Source organism: Leadbettera azotonutricia ZAS-9, assembly GCF_000214355.1.
GTDB lineage: Bacteria > Spirochaetota > Spirochaetia > Treponematales > Breznakiellaceae > Leadbettera > Leadbettera azotonutricia.
This window is the reverse complement of sequence record NC_015577.1, coordinates 530,215-548,811: the sequence shown is the minus strand read 5'-3', so window position 1 is coordinate 548,811 and position 18,597 is coordinate 530,215. Positions and strand designations below refer to the sequence as shown.

Genomic DNA, 18,597 nt, shown 5'->3' with positions numbered 1-18,597 from the left:
GGATTTATAATTATATATGGTTGACGAAATTGGATCTATAGGACAAAATAACGGTGTTATGCCATCTGAAAATCGAAGAAGTCTCAGATATCAGACTCTCGCCAAAGCCCGGATAGAGGGGGGCGCCGAGGGGGAAATTCTCCTCAAGGATCTCAGCATTACCGGGTGCTGCGTTGAATGTACCATGTACATTGATATTAAACCCAACACTCAATACAAAATTGAAGTTACCCCCGAAACTTCAGCCAAGATAGGCAATTTTGAGCTTTTAGGGGAATCCAAATGGGTCCGCACTTCGGGCTATTCCTGCGAAATCGGTTTTGCCATACTTGAATCCCCCAAGGGCCGCGCCTTTCAGCGTTATGTTGATTACCTAAACTGGCGTTCGTCCATGGGAACCGGTTCCTCCGCAGCTGTATGACGGAAAGCCCCCTGGCGGGCAAGGTTTACGAAGCCATCCCCGAATTTGAAGATCACCTCGAAAAAGAGCTTGGCCCGGGTTGCGAAACATGGGGGCCGCTTTTTTACGCTCCCGTTGATAACGCGCTGCCCAGGGCGGAATCCTTCTGGAACCGCAATATCTGGCTCGACCCGCAGAAAATTGAATTCGGTTCCATTGGCGAAGCTGCCAAAGCCTTGCGGGATATCCAGCGGAATTGGGCTTCCACCCTTTTTACCCAGTTCCGCCGGGGCGCGTTGATTGCGGAAAAGCTGCCCCCTGTGTCGAGCAAGCCCCATGGCTTCCCCTGGCTTATTCCCGATTCGCCTATGGGCGCGTGGACCCTGCTGGATGCCCATACCCTCATTGCTTCGCCGGATTGTTCGAGCCCCTTCCCCGCCGGCGTCGTCGAATTTGAAGAGGACAAGTTCAACCCTCCGAGCAGGGCATATCTCAAATGCTGGGAAAGCCTTGCGCGGCTCCGCCGCTGGCCGGGCAAAGGCGAACGCTGCCTTGACGCAGGGGCAAGCCCCGGTGGCTGGACCTGGGCATTGGCGAATCTTGGCGCCGATATTGTCGCGGTTGATCGTGCTGCCCTTGATCCCCGGGTCGAGGCCATGCCAGGGGTGAGCTTTATCAAACACGATGCGTTTACGCTTAAGCCTGAAGAAATAGGAAGAATCGATTGGCTCTTTTGCGATGTGATCTGCTATCCGCCGAGGCTTTTTGAATGGATAGAAAAGTGGCTGGCTTCGGGGCTATGCCGGAATTTTGTCTGCACCATAAAAATGCAGGGGCCCGGAGGGACCGGAAGCGATCCCGATTTTGAAACCACCCGCCGTTTCGCGGCTATACCCGGCAGTGCGGTTGTCCATCTCCACCATAACAAGCATGAGCTTACCTGGATGAAGGCTGAATAAACTCATGCCCCCAGCAGCGTTCCTATCTGATACACAATGAATGACAATATCCAGCCCAGGCTGAAGAGGAAAATGAGTTCGAAGCCCACCCACCTTACGCCGATTTCAGCCTTCATGGAAGCCAGGGCGGCAAAACAGGGCGGGATGATAAGGGTAAAAAGCATGAATACAAACGCTACCAATGGCCTCATATGGGGGTCCCGCCGTATAGCGTCCCGAAGACCCTCATTCTCCGCAGTTGCATCGGTACCTACCCGGTAAAGTATGCCCTGGGTTGAGACTATTACTTCTTTTGCCGCAAAACCAGTTACCGAGGCTATGGCGATTTTCCAGTCAAAGCCCAGGGGGCTGAATACAGGCTCTATAAAGTGGCCTATCCTGCCCGCGAAGCTGTACTCCAAAGCAGCCTGGGCTTTGGCAGAATCGTCTTCCTGTTCGCTGCCGTGATAGACGGGGAAGGAGGTGATCGCCCAGATGAGTATTGAAGCCATCAGGATGACCGAACCTGCCCTCCTGATATACATCCAGGTTTTTTCCCACACATGCCAGAGAACCCCCTGGAGGGTTGGTGATCTATAAGGAGGAAGCTCCATGACAAAAGGTGTGGGTTCGCCTTTAAGAACTGTATTCTTTAGCAGTATTGCGCTTAACAGTGACAGTATTACTCCTATCCCGTAAATGAGTATCACCATGTTGGCGGCATGTTCAGGGAAAAAGGCCGCCGCCAACAGCACATGCACCGGGAGTTTCGCCCCGCAGCTCATAAGCGGGGTGATGAGAACGGTAAGTATGCGGTCACGGGGGCTCTTTAAAGTACGGGACGCCATAATTGCGGGGACCGAACAGCCAAAACCCAACATCATGGGGAATATGGATTGACCGTGAAGCCCAAAGGCGTGGAGGAATTTGTCTGTGGCGAATGCGGCCCGGGACATATACCCCACGTCTTCCAATATGGAAAGAAGAAAAAAGAGGATCACAATGAGGGGCACAAAGGAGAATACCCCTCCTACGCCGCCAATAATGCCGTCCACCACAAGGGATCGGAGCATACCTTCGGGGAGTATTTTGGTGGCCACATTGCCTAGAAAGCTGAAAAGGCTTTCTAGCCAGCCCATGGGGTATTCGCCCAGGAAGAAGGTAATTTGAAACATAGCCCAGAGAACCAATACAAAGATGGGCAGCGCCAGGAAGCGGTTCATGATCACCCTGTCTATGGCTTCGGTGACGGAAAAATCGGCGTGCTTTACAATACGTATGGATTCTTTTACCGCCCCCCTGATGTAACCGTAACGCTGCTCGGTAATGATTATCTCCGAATCTTTGCCGTAGTGTTTATCTATCCAAATACTTGCTTCCCTGGCGGTATTTTCTATCTGGCCTGACCTGGTATGCTCTTTTAAACGCTCAAAGGCATTGGCATCTTTTTCCAACAGTTTTTCCGCTAGCCAGCGTACCGGGTATTTACCTGCAAAGACAGTATCAGTTTTAATGAGGTCTTCCAACACTTTTAGTTTTAATTCGATTTCATCCCCGTATGCAATGGAATGGGTATGCCGGAGCAGCGCCGGTGGTTCCGCATGCTCTGCCTGCACATTGTCTATGCAGTCGAGGATGGCATCAACGCCGGAACCTTTGGTGCCTATGGTTTTTACCAGGGGTATGCCCAAGCTTTCGGAAAGTGTTTTCTCATCTATTATAATGCCTTTGGCTTCGGCCTCGTCGGTCATATTGAGGGCGCATATCACAGGGATGCCCAGCTCCTGGAACTGGAGGCAAAGGTAGAGGTTCCGTTCCAGGTTGGTGGAGTCCAGCACGTCCACAATGATATCCGGCTTTTCGTCCAGGATAAAATCGCGGGCTACCACTTCGTCAATAGAGTATGCAGTGAGGCTGTAAATGCCGGGAAGGTCTATAAAATGATACTGCCTGTCGCCACGGATGCGGATGCCTTCGCGTTTCTCTACCGTAACGCCCGGGTAATTCCCCACTTTATGGTGGGCCCCGGTAATGGCATTAAAAAGAGTAGTCTTGCCCGAGTTGGGGTTTCCCGCAAGGGCAATCCGGAGATCCTTCATTCCTTGTCTCCCTTGGGCCTTTTATTGAATCTATGATGGTTGTGATGGAAGTGCCATACAGCGTCATGGACTGCCGACCAGTCCCCCACGGGTTCGACTTCTATGCCTGCGGCTTCGAAGCGGCGTATGAGTATGTCATAACCCCGTATGCGTATTTGCAGGGGGCCGCGGAAAAAGCCCTGGCGGACTACAGCGCCTTCGGTGTCTTCGGTGAAACCCATGTCCGCCAGCCTTTTGCCCACTTCCCTTCCTAATATAACTTTTATGACCTTGAACGAGGCGCCAGCCGGGGCGTCGGATAGATGCATGTTGTTCCCTTTCTGTTAATTCACTATAATGCCCGCAAGGAGAAATATCAATGGTAATTCAAAAGCTTCATGATAATTGGAAAATGAGAAAGCTTCCCGGGGGGCCCTACCTTCCGGCAAAAGTCCCCGGTTCGGTTTACAACGATTTGCTTATCAATAAAAAAATGGAGGATCCCTTCTTCAGGGACAATGAGGACAAGGCTTTTGCCCTTCTGGAAAGCGAATATGAGTATATTGGAAGTTTTTCGGTGTCCCAAAAGCTTCTGGGCATGGACAAGGTGCTACTCCGCTTTGACGGCCTTGATACCCTGGCCGACATTGCCCTTAACGGCCGCATTGTCGGCAAAGCCGACAATATGCACCGCATTTGGGAATTCGATGTCACCAAAATCCTAAAAAAGGATAAAAACGAACTTAAAATTGTTTTCCATTCGCCCATTAAATTTACAGCCGAAGCAAACAAGAAGATCAAAGTTGACGGATCTTCCGACTGCCTCGAAGGTTTCCCCCAGCTGCGCAAAGCCCACTGCATGTTCGGGTGGGATTGGGGCCCGAGGCTTCCTGATGCCGGCATATGGCGGGAAGCAAAGCTTGTGGGCATACGCATGGCCCGCATAGACAATGTGTACGTTACCCAGAAACACCGCAATGATGCAGTCGATCTTAACCTCAATGTTGAAATTGAAAAAGCCTCTGACAGCATCAAAGGCGATTTTTCCTGGAAGGCCAGCGTCACTGCCCCAAACGGAAAGGCAACCGAGTACGCTGATTCGCCCAAGCGTATTATTGTTGACAAGCCTGAGCTCTGGTGGCCCAACGGTTACGGCTCACACCCTCTTTACACAGTAAAAATAACGCTGCTTTCGCCCAAGGGCGTGGAGCTTGACACATGGGAACGCCGCATAGGGCTGCGTACCATGACCATGCATGTCCAGAAAGACAAATGGGGCGAGAGTTTTGCCCACGAAGTTAACGGAGTGCAGATCTTTGCCATGGGCGCCGACTACATTCCCGAGGACAATATACTCCCAAGGGTGAATGCCAAACGTACCCGGAGACTTTTGGAACAGTGCGTGGCTGCCAACTTCAACTCAGTCAGGGTTTGGGGGGGCGGTAATTATCCTGACGATTCTTTTTACGATATTTGCGATGAACTGGGCCTTGTGGTGTGGCAGGACTTCATGTTCGCCTGTGCGGTTTATGATCTCACCGAAGAATTCGAAAAAAATATCAGGGCAGAGCTTGCGGACAATATCAAACGCATACGGCACCATCCTTCTCTGGGGCTTTGGTGCGGCAACAATGAAATGGAAATGTTCGTGGATCAGATGATGTGGGTCGGTACCATGAAACAAAAAGCCGACTATATCAAGATGTACGAATACATTTTCCCCCAAATCCTCAAGGCGCTGGACCCCGAAACCTTCTACTGGCCCGCAAGCCCTTCCTCGGGTGGCAGCTTTGACAAGCCTAACGATCCCAACCGGGGGGATGTCCATTATTGGGACGTCTGGCACGGCAACAAGCCCTTCTCGGATTACCGCAATTACTTCTTCCGCTACGTTTCGGAATTCGGCTTCCAGTCCTTCCCGGCCATGAAAACCGTGGAGAGTTTCACCCTCCCCGAAGACCGGAATGTGTTTTCCTATGTAATGGAAAGGCACCAGAGGAACAATGCGGCCAACGGAAAGATCATGAACTACATGTACCAGACTTTCCTTTACCCCAATAACCTGGATACCCTCATCTATGCGTCCCAGCTTCTCCAGGCAGAAGCCATCAAATACGGCGTGGAGCATTTCCGCCGCAACAGGGGCAGGTGTATGGGCGCCGTTTATTGGCAACTCAATGACTGCTGGCCTGTGGCTTCCTGGGCGTCTATCGACTACTTCTTCAGGTGGAAGGCCCTGCACTATTTTGCGAAACGCTTCTTCCAGCCCCTGATGATCTCCTGCCACGAGGAGGGAATCCTCACCCAGAATCCCAATGCCAACCATCAGCCCCAAATCAAGGCGAAGATAGAAAAGAGCTTCCGCCTTTCCGTTGCTAACGAAAGCATGGCCGACAGGAAACTCACCGTAAAATGGGAACTCCGCGACAAGACAGCAAAAGTGCTAAAGGAAAAATCACAACCCGTGAAAGTTCCCGCCCTGACGTCTGCCTGGCTCGACAAGGTGGAAGTCAATGATATCGATATTGATGATGAATACCTGAGCTATCATCTTTACGATGACAAGGAACTTGTTTCCGAAGGGACTGTGATATTCTCGTTGCCGAAATTCTTCCACTGGGTTGATCCTAAACTTTCGTACACCGTGAAGGGCGACACTATTACTGTCAAGGCTTCATCCTATGCAAAGAGCGTTGAAATTCAGAACCGCAACCAGGATTTGGTGCTGTCCGACAACTACTTTGACATGAACGGAGGCGAAAAAAAGATCAAGGTTTTGAGCGGCAAGATTTCCGCCCTCAAGCTGCGCTCTGTGTTTGATATTAAATAGCGGTATTTAGAAGTTTACCGTTTTTCCGGTACGGCTGCTTTCCCTGATGGCATCTATTATTCTCAGGGAGGGCAGCCCTTCTTCCGGGTGTATGTACCAGCCGCTGCCGTTTTCGAGGACTTTATAAAACGTATCGATAAGCTTAACATGGCTGTTGCCGTAAACTGCCTTGCCCGCATAATCGCTGGAATTGGAAGCGAGGGCTTCCTCTTTATCCCCGTCTATGCAGAAAAGCTTGTTATCCCGTATCGCGAAGGCGCCTTTTTCGCAAAATACGTTTATTTCGACGTTTTCATCGGCAAAATTGCCTATAGAAGCGGTAAAAAACCCTGTTGCGCCGTTTGCGAAGCTGATGCGGCCTGTGGCGGTATCTTCCACTTCAACGCCGTAATCCAGAACCTGGCCTATGCTTCCCTTAACCCTGGTTGCAGGGCTTCCGGCAAAATACTGGATTAGATCCAGGGTATGGATGGCCTGGTTTGTCATGACGCCGCCGCCCGATTGGGCCATGATTCCCCGCCAGGGGCCTTCTTCGTAGTAGTGCTTGGAGCGGTACCAGGCAACTGAACCGCGTATGCCCGTAACTTTTCCGTATTCGCCGCTTTGCAGAATTTTATGCAATGCTTCGGTAGTGGAGTTAAGGCGGTTCTGGAAACAGAGACAGATTTTCACTCCATATTGATTTTCGAGTTTGCAGTATTCTTCGCCTTCTGCGGCATTCAGGGCCAAAGGCTTTTCTGTGAACACATTGATGCCGGCTTCGGCAAATTTTTTTGCCGCCGGATAGTGGAGAAAATGAGGCAGGCAGATGTGGGCAACATCGGGCTTTTCCCTGCGGAGCATCTCCCCGTAATCCGTGTAAAAAGCAACGCCATGGGGAAGATTTACATTCCGATCAGGATCAATATCGCAGGCGGCGACGAGTTTTGCGTTTTCAAGCGACTCGATGGCGGAGATGTGGACTTTGCCGATGACTCCCAAGCCTATGACCGCAGCTTTTAACATGATTGCTCCAGGGTTACGTGTATTAGTACGCCTTCAGAATTCCCAAAAGCCTGTCTTTATTGATGGAGCGCAGAAAGTTCGCAAGCCTCGGCCCCTGATCCTTCCCGATAAGTGCCTGATATGCAGCGCGAAAAAGCGCTTTGCCTTCCATACCCTGGGCTTCGGCTATTTTGTAAATGGCCTCGGCGCAGCCCTTGTCGTCAGTAAAACTGTCAATTTTGGAAATGACTTCATCCCTGAGCTGCTTGATTGCCGCCTTCTCGTTATCCGCAAGATCGGAGGTTTCGCCAGGTTCCCTGAGCTTGAAGCGGAATTCTTCGGGGGCGCATTCGTCTATCCAGTATTTGGCGCATGCGGCCCTGGCCTTGAGGGCTGGAATCTGTTCCGGTTTGAGATTTGCAATGGAAGCGATGGCCTTATCAATGTCGCCATCCGCAATCTGAATAAGATTGCAGAGATGCCGGAAAGGCACCTGAAAGGGCATTATTTCAGGCATTTTGGTCTTGCCTTCGGCAGTAACTGCGGCTTGAGAAAGTTCGTAGATGCGGCGTTCTTTCTGGTAAACCGCTTCGTCTTTGGCGGGTTCAGCCTTAAATGCAATACGCTCGGTCTTGTCGTAGTCTTCGTAAATTTTGATCACGTCGAGATCAAAGGAGATGGTGAATTCCGTGTTGGGCCTGGTACCCGCAAAGAGGTAACGGGCTACTTCGGGGGTGTAAACATTGAGAACATCCTCAATGGTAATAACATTGCCCGAAGAGCTGGACATTTTTCCGGGGAGTCCCTTGGTTCCGATGAAGTCGTAGCGGAAAGTCACCGGGGCATCCCAATCGTACACATCCTTGCACACATGCTTGGCTGTATCGAAACTGCCCCCCTGGCTATGGTGATCCTTGCCTGCGGGTTCAAAATCGACCTTTTCGTATTCCCAGCGCATGGGCCAGTCTATGCGCCAAAAAAGCTTGATGCCCTTGGCGGTCCTGATGTCCGCAGTTTCCTTATGCCCGCAGGAATTGCAATGGTACGTTACGCCCCACTCTCCATCCCAGGAATCAATTTCAGTATCATCCTTGTTGCAGGCGGAACAGAACGCGCTCACAGGCCACCATTCGCCCTGGATCTTGTGTTCTTCATCACGGAATTTGTCCAGGATGTTTTTAAGGGCTTCCCGATGCTCAAGGGCCTTGCGTATGCCTTCGGCGTATTTGGAAGAGCGGTAATTTTCTGCCTGGTAAAGAAATTCTGGATGCACCCCTACTTTGGGGAGCACGGTTTCTATATCAACCTCATGATGCCTGGCATAGCTTGAATCGCGCCCCCAGGGGTCGGGAACCATGGTGATGGGAAAGCGGAGATGCCCGTTGAGCGCTTCCTGTTGGGGCATGTTTTTGGGGACTTTGCGGAACACGTCGTAATCGTCCCAGGAATAGATGAAGCGTACTTTTTTGCCTTTATCCCGGAGGGCCCTGACCACGAGGTCGGTGGAGATGATCTCCCTGAAATTTCCGATATGCACCGTCCCCGAAGGGGTGATTCCCGAGGCGCAGGTGTAGAGTTCCTTGTCGCCCTTTTCGCGTAGTATCTTTGCTGCTGTCTCATCTGCCCAATGGGCAGACGCTTGAGCGCCTGATGCTTCATTCTTCTTTTCCATAAGACGGATAGTATAAATCAAAGAATACTGATGGACAATATGCGGATTATCATTTAATCTATACAAATGAAACGGTCTTTCTTTTACTCTATGCAGGGAAAGATTATCTTTATTCTCCTTTTTATCATGGGCATTACCTTTCTTACAACCTGGTACATGGTGAGGTACGTTACCCACACTATACTGATGGAAGAAAAGGGCAGCAAATTGATGGGGCTGACCGGCATCCTTAAAAACTACCTGGGCGATGATTCCTACGATGACATTTTACAGCGCAACGGGGCAGCTCAGGCCTCCAAGGAAGAAAAAATAGCTGTCCTGAACCGTGAACTGCGGGGTATTACGGACGAGGTGGCTTCCGCTTACCCGGGACTGGGGACAGGTTTTTATTCCCTGGATCTGGACGTCATGCTGACCTACGGCCCGTCGGCTTCCTATGGCGATAGAGTCGGCCTTCCCCTAAACCCGGAACACAGGGGCCGTCAGGTGATGGCCTCCAACCGGGCGGAGGTATCCCTGGGTACCATGGTGCGGGGCAATATCATGAACGCCATGAATCCCATTGAACGGAACGGCAGGGTTATAGGGTATATCTGGGCCAACGAGCTTGCTTCGGACATTGAAACCCAGTTCAAGGATATTACCCGCAGAATATTCCTGATCCTGGGGCTTGCCTATGTGGTTTCGATTGTCCTGATGGTCCTTTTCTCCAGGAACATGGTCCGGGACATAAGCAACATCGTTACAGGTGTGAGGGACCTGCGCTTTGATCTCACCAAAAAGATTAAGAGCGCCCGAGGGGAATTGGGCGAAGTGGCGGAGAGCATAAACGCCATGGCGGCAGACATCGTCAAGGCTGACGAGGAGCACCAGGCCCTGATAGTGGCGGAGGCCGCCAACAATGCCCAGCGGGATTTCCTTGCCCGGATGAGCCACGAGATCCGCACCCCCATGAACGGGGTGCTGGGCATGACCCGTCTTGCCATGCAGGCGGATTCGCCTGAACAGCGGCTTGACTATCTCAAAAAGATCCAGTCCTCCGCTTCCCTCCTTTTGGGCATTATCAACGACATCCTGGATTTTTCCAAAATCGAGGCGGGGAAGCTGGAACTGGAAAAGCGTCCCTTTAGCCTGATGGAGATGACCGACAATATCCGGGAACTCATCTCCCCACGGATCAGCGAAAAGGGGCTTGAGCTTATTATCTCCGTGGACGATTCCGTGCCTTCCATGGCAGTGGGAGACAATCTGCGGCTTTCCCAGGTTCTGCTCAACCTTTTGGGCAATGCGGCAAAATTCACCCTCCAGGGTTCTATCCAACTGGAAATCAAGGCCCGGCACCTGCCCTCAGGCAAGCTGCGGCTTGACTGTCTGGTTCGGGACACAGGTATAGGCATGAGCGCAGAACAGCAGGAGGCCCTTTTTAAGCCCTTCTCCCAGGTGGATTCTTCCACGGCCCGCAAATTCGGCGGGACAGGCCTCGGGCTTTCCATCAGCAAGGCCATGGTGGAGCTTATGGGCGGCGCCATTACCGTGAGCAGCGAACCGGGGAAGGGCAGCGTCTTTGCGTTCTTTGTGGAACTTGAAAGCGCTGAGGGTGAACAGGAGGAGGACGCCGGGATCGATGCGGCGGTGGACAGCCAACGTTATGACGGCTGTACCTTCCTCCTGGTGGAGGACAATGCTATCAACCAGGAAATCGCCGTGGCGATTCTCTCGGAACTGGGGGCGGCAGTGGAGACTGCGGAAAACGGTGAGGAGGGGCTCCAGGCCTTTTTGCGGAAGGATTATTCCCTTATCTTTATGGATATCCGTATGCCCGTGATGGACGGCTTTGAATCCGCCCGGCGCATCCGCGCAAGCTCCAAACATGACGCCCGTAAGGTTCCCATTATTGCCATGACCGCCAATGCCATGAAGGAAGACAGGGACGCCAGCAGCGAGGCCGGTATGAACGGCCACGTCTCAAAGCCTGTTGATATTATCGAGATCAAGAACATCCTCTACCGCGAGCTTGCAGCAAATCGAGAAAGCCCGGATAGGTAACATCCGCCGCCTCTGCTCCCGCTATCTCCAAAGGCCTTGCCCCAAGTCCTGCGACCGCCAGGGCCATGACAATACGGTGATCCCCATGCCCATCCAGTAACGGTGTTTGTGTTAAATCAGTATCCCTGTGGAGAGTACCGCCCTTTCCATGGATAATGAGGCCATCGGGCTTTTCGGTACATATCACGCCCAATTTGGAAAGTTCCGCCGCCATGACGGCGATGCGGTCAGTTTCCTTGATGCGGGCATGGGCAACATTGGTCAGGGCTGTGTCTCCCTGGGCAAAGGCTGCTGTTACCGCCATTGCAGGGAGCATATCAGGGGTTGCGTTGAGATCGAAGGTTCCGCCCCTCAGGGGACTTGAGCGGGAAACGGTCACTTTCCATTCTGCGTCCTTTCCGCCTGCGGATATTTTTTCCCATTTTACGGATGCGCCCATTTTTTCGATATGGCTAAAAACTGCCTTATCCCCCTGGGGATCATCGGGGTCCAGGCCCAGAAGGGTAACGGGCCCGCCTGTAATTGCGGCTGCACAGGCCGGGAACGCCGCGGATGAAAAATCCCCAGGTACAGGTCCGTTCATGGGTTTCCACTCTGCGCCGCCGGGAACACGAAAGTATGAAAAATCATTGGCGGTCTCATAAGGGATATGCTGGGCGTCGAGGTACGAAAGGGTCATTTCGATATAGGGCCTTTCATTGAGGAGAGGCACATCAATTTCGGTTATAAGCCCCCGGACAGCCAGGGGTGCTGCCAGGAGGAGGGCCGAAAGATATTGGCTTGTGGGACATTCGAGGCTGACCCTTCCGCCCTTCCAGGGCCCCTGCACGCTTATGGGCGCGCACCCATTCGCAGCGGATTCAACCTTTACACCCAAGCCCTTGAGGGCATCCAGCAGGGGGCCTGCGCTGCGCCGCCTGATTTGCTCATCGCCATCGAAGCTTACGGGTTCTGAACCCAGGGCCGCTACAGCCAGAGCCAGGTAGAGGGTAGTACCGGAATTACCCACATCGCACTGTTTTGCTGTGCTTGAGTTTTGCAGGCTCTGGTTTTTTATGCCTTTGACTGTCCAGCGGATCAGCTTTTTGCCTGAACTGTCCTGGGGGTTGGGGTTTGAGGGATCGATTGCCCTGAATTCTTCAATCTCCGCTCCTAAAGCACGGCATACGGATACGCAGGAACGGGCGTCCAATGAATCCAGGGGATAGTCTATAATCGAAGGGCCCGGAGCCAAAGCGGCGATGAGGAGCCGCCTGATGGTATGGCTTTTTGAGGCAGGTATCCTGAAAGTCCCGCTAAGGGCATGGGGGCTGATTACGGCGTTCATTATTGAAGTTTACCAGTTTGGCCTCCAGGTGGGCAAGGCGAGACATATTAGAAAATTTCTTGACAGAAATTGACTATCATGGTGTAATTCAACAAAGGCGGAATTTTATGAAAAAGTGGGTGTTAGGGGTTCTATTGCTGGGCTGCGCGGTTTTCGCTTTTGCCCAGGATGCTGTTGTTCTTGATACCGCTATAGGCAATTCCGCATCTTATATGGCCGAGCGGCTCCCCAAGGGAGTACAGGTGGTAGTGCTCAACTTTAACGCCCCAACAGTGGAAATGTCCAATTATGCTATTGATGAGTTGGCAGCAGGCATTGCCAATGACGGCAGGCTTACCGTTGTGGATCGCCGCAACCTGGAACTGCTCCAGCAGGAAATGGATTTCCAGCTTTCCGGTGAAGTGAGCGACGAGACAGCCCAGGCCATAGGACGCAAGCTAGGCGCCCAATTCATCCTGTCAGGTTCCATCACCCCCCTGGGGAATGTGCACCGGATAAGGCTCCAGGCTATCCATGTAGAAACCGCCAGAATTCAAACCGTGTTTACCGCCAATGTCAAACAGGATTCGGTCCTGGCTGCCCTGCTAAAAGGAACCCCTGTGGCTGCTGCCTCTTCAGCCCAGCCGGGCGCTAGTTCAGCTTCCGGAGCCCATTCTTCTTCATATTCAGGCGATGACGCCTGGAAAAACAAATGGCTTTACCTGGGCGCGCGCATAGGCGGTGCGGCGCGGTTTTATAATTTTTCTGATAGCGCATTGAATGGAATGACTACATTTAATGGTACTTTATACCATATAAATTCTAAGGTGAACCCTGACTACACAAGCGGAAATTTTGAGATTGCTTTTCAAGTTACTGCACAAATTATACCGCTCCTTGCCCTGCAGACTGAATTTATTGTAGCTAGGGATAAAGCGGTTACAGATTATAATGTTACAGTAGTAAATCAAATTAATATTATTCAAGGAACATATAGCCCGAAGAATACTTTTGATTCGACAACCCTCTCAATACCCCTTCTGGCCAAGCTGACATTTAAGCCGGGGAATTTTCTAATAGCCCCCTTGGCGGCATCTCATTTAATGTGCCTATGGGGCAAATGGATCAGACAATGGAATCAGGCGGCGCTTCTCAAAGCAATTCTTTTGATTATTCCCTCTCCCCTGGTTATGTGGCCGGGATTGATTTTGGTTATAAACTTGGGCCGGGCGTGTTTTTTCTCGATATCAGGGCAGCCGGGGATTTCAAATATATAGAGGATGAGCAATCCAACAAGGTCTACAAACGCTGGGGCCTCTCCTTTTCCCTGGGCTATGAATATGGCTTTATAGACAAACGGTAAAGGATTGAAATTCATCAAAACGCCTGTTTTAAAATATCAAAAGCATCCTCCGAAGCCACTGTCCAGGGGGAAAAAGCCACAAACTCCAGATTGCGCGCAGCCTCTGCCACAGGCGCGAGCTTGTCCAGCGAAAGGTTGAATTCCTTGAGCCGCGCAGGCACCTTTAAAACACCCATGCGGCGGCGTATGGAATCCACTGCCATATTCGCGGAATCCGCCACCGACGCCCCCTCAACAGGCTCGCCCAAAAGGGCTGCCACTTTTGCCATTTTCTCCGGCCTTGCGGTTACGAGCCTTTCGAGCACATAGGGGAGCAGCACTGTGGCGCACCAGGACTTGGCTACAGGGAACTTGCCGTTCAGCGCATATGCCAGGGCTGTACCAATCCCGGGTGTGGAAATGGACGCCCCCAGAGCCAACAGAAAGCCCGCGCTGGTAATGCCGGAAACAAGGTCGAAACCGCTGCTCTCCGCATACGAGCTTATCATCCCGCTGTAAAGGGCGATGGACTGTTCCAAAAGGGCATCGGAAAGGAAGTTTGAGCGGGAGGAGCAATAGGATTCCACAGCTGCACAGAAGCCGTCGAAGGCTGCGGTGGGGGTCAATTTCCCCCCAGGGGATTCGGAGAGGCCGCCGTCTATAATAGCGGAAACGCAAAGCCCCGGAGGGGATCGCACAAGCTTTACCGAGCGGTCCCGGGGGTCGACGGCTATAAAACAGTCCGCAAAGAGGAAGGGGTCATGGCCCATGGTGGGCATGGCAATATAGGGGATAAATTTCTTTTCTTCTTTCCTGCCGTCCAGGAGGTCGAAAACTTCGAGGCTCGAACCCGCAATTATGGCAGCCATTCGGGCTATGGACTGGGTTTGCAAACCTCCAAAGCCTATGATAACGTCACAGCGGGCGCCACGGGCAAGGTCGGCGGCATTTTCGGCCACATCGGCTGTGGCCTGGGCGGGGATTTCGTCAAAAAGAATGGCCTCTACCCCGGCATCTTCGAGCACTGAGGTAAGACGGCCTATGGAGTTGTTTTCGTAAAGAACCTGCTCTGCGGCAACCAGGGCGCGGCTGCCAAGAGCACTCACGATAGAACCGGCGCGGTTCACCGTATCAGTCCCGATGAGGACTTCGGGATCAAGCTTGTATACAATATCCGCCATGGTTTCTCCAAAAAAAAAGCGGAACCCGAGACACTGGGTGTCAAGGTTCCGCCGGTTCTCCCATTCGACGGCTTTTAGCCGAAGAGGGCATCAAAAATCTTGTCCGCAGTGGCGTCCAGCACCTTGTCGTTTATATAAGAGGGATCATTGATCTTGGCCCTGAGTTCCTCAACCCGATCTGTGCGCACATCAGGGGCGGTGTTCACCATCTCCATAACGCGGAGCATCTCGGCCTTCTCTACAGCCTCCGAAGAGATGCTGATGGAGTCGGTCTGGGAAGCCTCATTGACCTGGCTCCCCTGTCCGGGCTTTTTGCCGGGGGGAATGGGATCAATAGAATCTATCCTGCCGATGGTCATACTCATATCCTACCTACACTTATTATCGGCATGAAACTATGAATAGTTTACAATATTCACGTTTCTGCCGGACACATATACAGAAAACTCGCCCCGAACTTCATTCCTATCACGTTTCTCAAGAAAAGTCAAGTGAATTTTCCCCGCAGAGCCCCGGAGGTACTCCTCGTGAACCTTGGTCATCTCCCTCCCAACGCAGATGTACCGTTCAGTATCAAGATCGGCTAAATCCTCCAAAAGCTTGAGGATTCTGAAGGGCGATTCGTATAAAACAAAGCCCCAGCCGGTCGCCAAAAGCTCCTTGAGCCTGGCCCTCCTCCGCCCCGGCTTTGGCGACAAGAACCCTTCGAAAACGACGCTTTTATCCTGCCCTCCCGCCACACTTACCAGGGAAGCGAAAGCCGAAGGCCCCGGTATAGGGATAACCTCAAAACCCGCTTCGGCCGCCTTCCTGGCAAGCACCGCCCCGGGATCGCTGAGGCCCGGGGTGCCCGCATCGCTGGCATAAGCCACATTTTTCCCCTCTTTTAAGGCTGAAATAACCTTTTCCGCAGCAAATTCCTCGTTTTGCGCCCTGCAGGAAAGCATTTTGACAGAAATTCCAAAGTGGCTGAGGAGTTTGAGGGTCTGCCGGGTATCCTCGCAAGCCACAAGGTCGGCGTTTTTGAGGGTTTCCACCGCCCTAAAGCTTAAATCCCCCAAATTGCCAATCGGGGTGCCGATAATATATAAAGTAGCCATTATGGGTAATTATATACAGGTTTTGCTTTTTGTCATTGCCGCTACCGCCCTCCTCTGGTTCGGCTTTACCCTCTTCTTCAACATAGGGGTGAGAGCCCCGGCCTTTGGCCATTTTGGCTACAGGAGAAGGCGGGGCCGCAAGCCCAAAGGCGAAAGCTTCCCCGGCGCGCCCCAAACCTGCCCGGTCTGTTCAGCCAAGCTCAACGAGGGCGAGCTGGTCAAATCATCGGCCTTCCCTTCCCTCAACGGGGGCAAAGACCGGCTTATGCACATCAGGGGCTGCATCTACTGCCTTAGGGGCGACAGGCAGAGGGTATGCCCGGTCTGCGGCAAGATCCTCCGGTTCGACGAAATCCTCATCGCCCGCATGTTCGAACGTTCCCGCCGCCGCTCCCATGTCCATGTCCTGGGCTGCTCCAAGTGCAAGGGCGGGAACAGGAACAGGCTGAGCTAATAGGGACAGCAAATTGTACTTGCATAATTGCTTCTAAAGGGATATTTTATTCCCACTATGAATAAAATCAACATTTTCCAAAAAATAACCATAAAAAGCAGGCTTCTGATATTTTCCATTGTGCTCTTTTTGCTTATCGCAGGGGGCATAATCGGGGCATTTTTCCTGGCTATGGGGCAGATTGTACGGAGCAATGCGGATCAGGAACTGACACGGCTCCTGGAAACCAAGCGGCTCAGCCTTGAGGCGTCCATAGAAAGCGAATTGGTCATAGCCCTTAAAATGGCGGATTCCCCCCTGATAGCCCGCTTTTTCCTTGACCCGTATAATCCGGAGCTGGAAACCATTGCCATGGAAGAATTCGCCGGATATCGCAGGGCCTTTGGGAGCGGCAGCATCTTCTGGATCAACGATCAGGATAAAAAGTACTACCTTGGCGATACCGCCGAATATGTGCTGGACCCTACCGAGCCGGAATCAGCCTGGTACAGTCCAACCCTGAACATGCACGATGAGTATGAATTCTTTGTTGATTATGAAAGGTCCCTGCAAAAAACTGTTTTGTGGGTCAACGTGCCGGTCCGCGTCCAGGGGAAGCCTATCGGCATTGTGGGGACAGGCATTGAAATAGGGGATTTCATCGATACAATCTATGCGGATCTTGCCCCCGAGGTAAGCCTCTACCTGTTTAACAATAGCCTGGAAATTACCGGCGCCCGGGACAGCCGGCTTATTGTCGATAAGGTACAGCTGGGGACCCACCTTAAATCCGAAGGGCCACTGATCCTTGACGCCATAGGAAAACTGCGGGGTACGGAAATCAGCACCCTCAACCTGGGGCAGGAAACAATCGCCCTGGGCAGGATTCCCCTGCTCAATTGGCATGCTGTCGCTTTTATGCCGATAACCCGGGCTATGTATTTTGAATCCTCAATGACGCTGGTTTTTGCCGCCATGCTGGTGGTAGTCTTATTGATATTTGTCATAGTCAATTTTTTCATCGTGAGCTCTCTCAAGCCCCTCAAACATACCATGGAGGTATTAAAGCAAATTTCCGCCGATTGGGATCTAACCCGGCAGCTTGCGATTAACAGCGGGGATGAATTCGGGGAACTGGCAGAATTCTTCAATATTACTTTCGGAAAAATCAGGGAACTGCTCACGGTAATCAGGAATAAGGCCGGTTCCTTATCCGATACAGGCGCGGATTTGGCGTCCAATATGATAGAAACTGCAGCGGCGATTAACGAAATTACCGCGAATATTCAGAGCATGGAAGACCGCGCTGTAAGCCAGTCCTCGGGTGTAACCAAAACCACGAGCGCCATGGAACGGATCATGGTGAGCATCGGCCAGCTCAATGAGCATATCCTGGCCCAGTCCGACAGCGTATCCCAATCGTCGTCGGCTATCGAAGAGATGCTGGCGAATATACGCTCGGTGGCCGAAACCCTGGTTAAGAACAGCGAGAACGTCAATTCCCTGGCTGAATCCGCAAATGTGGGCAGGAACGATCTGCAAAAGGTGTCCGAGGACATTCAGGAGATTGCCCGTGAATCCGAAGGGCTCCTGGAAATCAACTCGGTGATAGACAATATCGCCAGCCAGACCAACCTCCTCTCCATGAACGCCGCCATTGAAGCGGCCCATGCAGGCGAATCGGGCAAGGGCTTTGCGGTTGTCGCCGACGAGATACGGAAGCTGGCGGAGTCCTCCTCAGAGCAGTCCAAAACCATCAGCACGGTGCTTAAAAAAATAAAGTCCTCCATTGATTCGATTACCCAATCCACCAATGTAGTCATCAAACGTTTTGAAGTAATTGAAAAGGAAGTGCGGATCGTATCGGATCAGGAGGCGGGCATACGCGGAGCGATGGAAGAACAGGAGACCGGCAGCCGCCAAATTTTGGAGGCCGTATCCAAATTGAACGAGCTTACCGCCAAGGTAAAACAGGGTTCCGAAGAAATGACCGCCGAAGGCCAGGGCGTGATGCGGCAGAGCAAGGATCTGGAAGGGATAGCCGCGGAGATGGCCAACGGCATGGAAGAAATGGCGAAAGGCGCGGAGCAGATCAACATCGCCGTTGTCCAGGTCAATGAAATAAGCGGAGAAAACAAAACCAACATCGATGCCTTGAACACAGAAGTGTCCAAGTTTAAGGTGGGATAAGGCATTATGAAATAATGAGACGATCAATTTACGGAACATTCCCACAATAAGCCAAAAATTCTGCTCTTTTCTCCTTGATGGTATAACTTCCCTCTCT

At 52.1% G+C, this 18,597-nt stretch carries 15 protein-coding genes; 7 read left to right on the top strand and 8 right to left on the bottom strand.

The window, feature by feature from the left end; all coding sequences use genetic code 11:
• Nucleotides 1-16: 16 nt before the first annotated feature.
• Nucleotides 17-421 carry a PilZ domain-containing protein gene (locus TREAZ_RS02445; RefSeq protein ID WP_015710211.1) on the top strand — a complete coding sequence of 135 codons (405 nt, stop codon included), beginning with the start codon at nt 17-19 and terminating at the stop codon, nt 419-421.
• Nucleotides 418-1,359, top strand: a complete 942-nt coding sequence (locus TREAZ_RS02440; RefSeq protein WP_015710210.1) for an SAM-dependent methyltransferase — start codon at nt 418-420, stop codon at nt 1,357-1,359. Before TREAZ_RS02445 ends, TREAZ_RS02440 begins: the two co-directional genes overlap by 4 nt.
• 2 nt (nt 1,360-1,361) lie before the next feature.
• Here TREAZ_RS02440 and feoB read toward each other — a convergent pair whose 3' ends face one another.
• Entirely contained in the window at nt 1,362-3,437 is a 2,076-nt protein-coding gene (gene feoB / locus TREAZ_RS02435) for a ferrous iron transport protein B (RefSeq protein WP_015710209.1), read from the bottom strand.
• Nucleotides 3,434-3,745, bottom strand: a complete 312-nt coding sequence (locus tag TREAZ_RS02430; protein ID WP_043922759.1) for a FeoA family protein — start codon at nt 3,743-3,745, stop codon at nt 3,434-3,436. Before TREAZ_RS02430 ends, feoB begins: the two co-directional genes overlap by 4 nt.
• Nucleotides 3,746-3,828: 83 nt before the next feature.
• Between TREAZ_RS02430 and TREAZ_RS02425 the strand changes: the two genes are divergently transcribed.
• Nucleotides 3,829-6,246 carry a beta-mannosidase gene (locus TREAZ_RS02425; RefSeq protein ID WP_245535082.1) on the top strand — a complete coding sequence of 806 codons (2,418 nt, stop codon included), beginning with the start codon at nt 3,829-3,831 and terminating at the stop codon, nt 6,244-6,246.
• A gap of 6 nt (nt 6,247-6,252) precedes the next feature.
• Here TREAZ_RS02425 and TREAZ_RS02420 read toward each other — a convergent pair whose 3' ends face one another.
• Both TREAZ_RS02420 and lysS read right to left on the bottom strand, forming a co-directional pair.
• Entirely contained in the window at nt 6,253-7,251 is a 999-nt protein-coding gene (locus tag TREAZ_RS02420) for a Gfo/Idh/MocA family protein (RefSeq protein ID WP_043922757.1), read from the bottom strand.
• A gap of 22 nt (nt 7,252-7,273) precedes the next feature.
• Complete coding sequence (lysS, locus tag TREAZ_RS02415; RefSeq protein WP_015710207.1) at nt 7,274-8,902, bottom strand: lysine--tRNA ligase; 1,629 nt, start codon at nt 8,900-8,902, stop codon at nt 7,274-7,276.
• 126 nt (nt 8,903-9,028) lie between these two features.
• Between lysS and TREAZ_RS17215 the strand changes: the two genes are divergently transcribed.
• Entirely contained in the window at nt 9,029-10,948 is a 1,920-nt protein-coding gene (locus tag TREAZ_RS17215) for an ATP-binding protein (protein ID WP_169312598.1), read from the top strand.
• On the opposite strand, the gene aroA is transcribed toward TREAZ_RS17215, so the two are convergent.
• Complete coding sequence (aroA, locus tag TREAZ_RS02405) at nt 10,893-12,275, bottom strand: 3-phosphoshikimate 1-carboxyvinyltransferase (RefSeq protein WP_043922755.1); 1,383 nt, start codon at nt 12,273-12,275, stop codon at nt 10,893-10,895. The genes TREAZ_RS17215 and aroA overlap by 56 nt on opposite strands.
• Before the next feature lie 107 nt (nt 12,276-12,382).
• Between aroA and TREAZ_RS17210 the strand changes: the two genes are divergently transcribed.
• Nucleotides 12,383-13,531 (top strand): CsgG/HfaB family protein, encoded by a 1,149-nt coding sequence (locus TREAZ_RS17210; RefSeq protein ID WP_015710204.1) that lies wholly within the window; start codon nt 12,383-12,385, stop codon nt 13,529-13,531.
• A gap of 100 nt (nt 13,532-13,631) precedes the next feature.
• Here the strand turns inward: TREAZ_RS17210 and TREAZ_RS02395 are convergent, their stop codons facing one another.
• The 3 genes from TREAZ_RS02395 to rsmI all read right to left on the bottom strand — a co-directional run bounded on the left by TREAZ_RS02395 (nt 13,632) and on the right by rsmI (nt 15,877).
• Entirely contained in the window at nt 13,632-14,777 is a 1,146-nt protein-coding gene (locus tag TREAZ_RS02395) for an iron-containing alcohol dehydrogenase (RefSeq protein WP_015710202.1), read from the bottom strand.
• A 74-nt stretch (nt 14,778-14,851) separates the two neighbouring features.
• A complete protein-coding gene (locus TREAZ_RS02390) occupies nt 14,852-15,136 on the bottom strand; it encodes a flagellar biosynthesis anti-sigma factor FlgM (protein WP_015710201.1) in 285 nt (94 codons plus the stop codon).
• A 36-nt stretch (nt 15,137-15,172) separates the two neighbouring features.
• Complete coding sequence (gene rsmI / locus TREAZ_RS02385) at nt 15,173-15,877, bottom strand: 16S rRNA (cytidine(1402)-2'-O)-methyltransferase (RefSeq protein WP_015710200.1); 705 nt, start codon at nt 15,875-15,877, stop codon at nt 15,173-15,175.
• 1 nt (nt 15,878) lies between these two features.
• Here rsmI and TREAZ_RS02380 point away from each other — a divergent pair, with 1 nt between their 5' ends.
• Both TREAZ_RS02380 and TREAZ_RS02375 read left to right on the top strand, forming a co-directional pair.
• Nucleotides 15,879-16,331: a hypothetical protein gene (locus TREAZ_RS02380; protein WP_015710199.1), complete on the top strand. Its 453-nt coding sequence runs from the start codon at nt 15,879-15,881 to the stop codon at nt 16,329-16,331.
• Nucleotides 16,332-16,388: 57 nt separating this feature from the next.
• Entirely contained in the window at nt 16,389-18,500 is a 2,112-nt protein-coding gene (locus tag TREAZ_RS02375) for a methyl-accepting chemotaxis protein (RefSeq protein WP_015710198.1), read from the top strand.
• Nucleotides 18,501-18,597 lie beyond the last annotated feature (97 nt).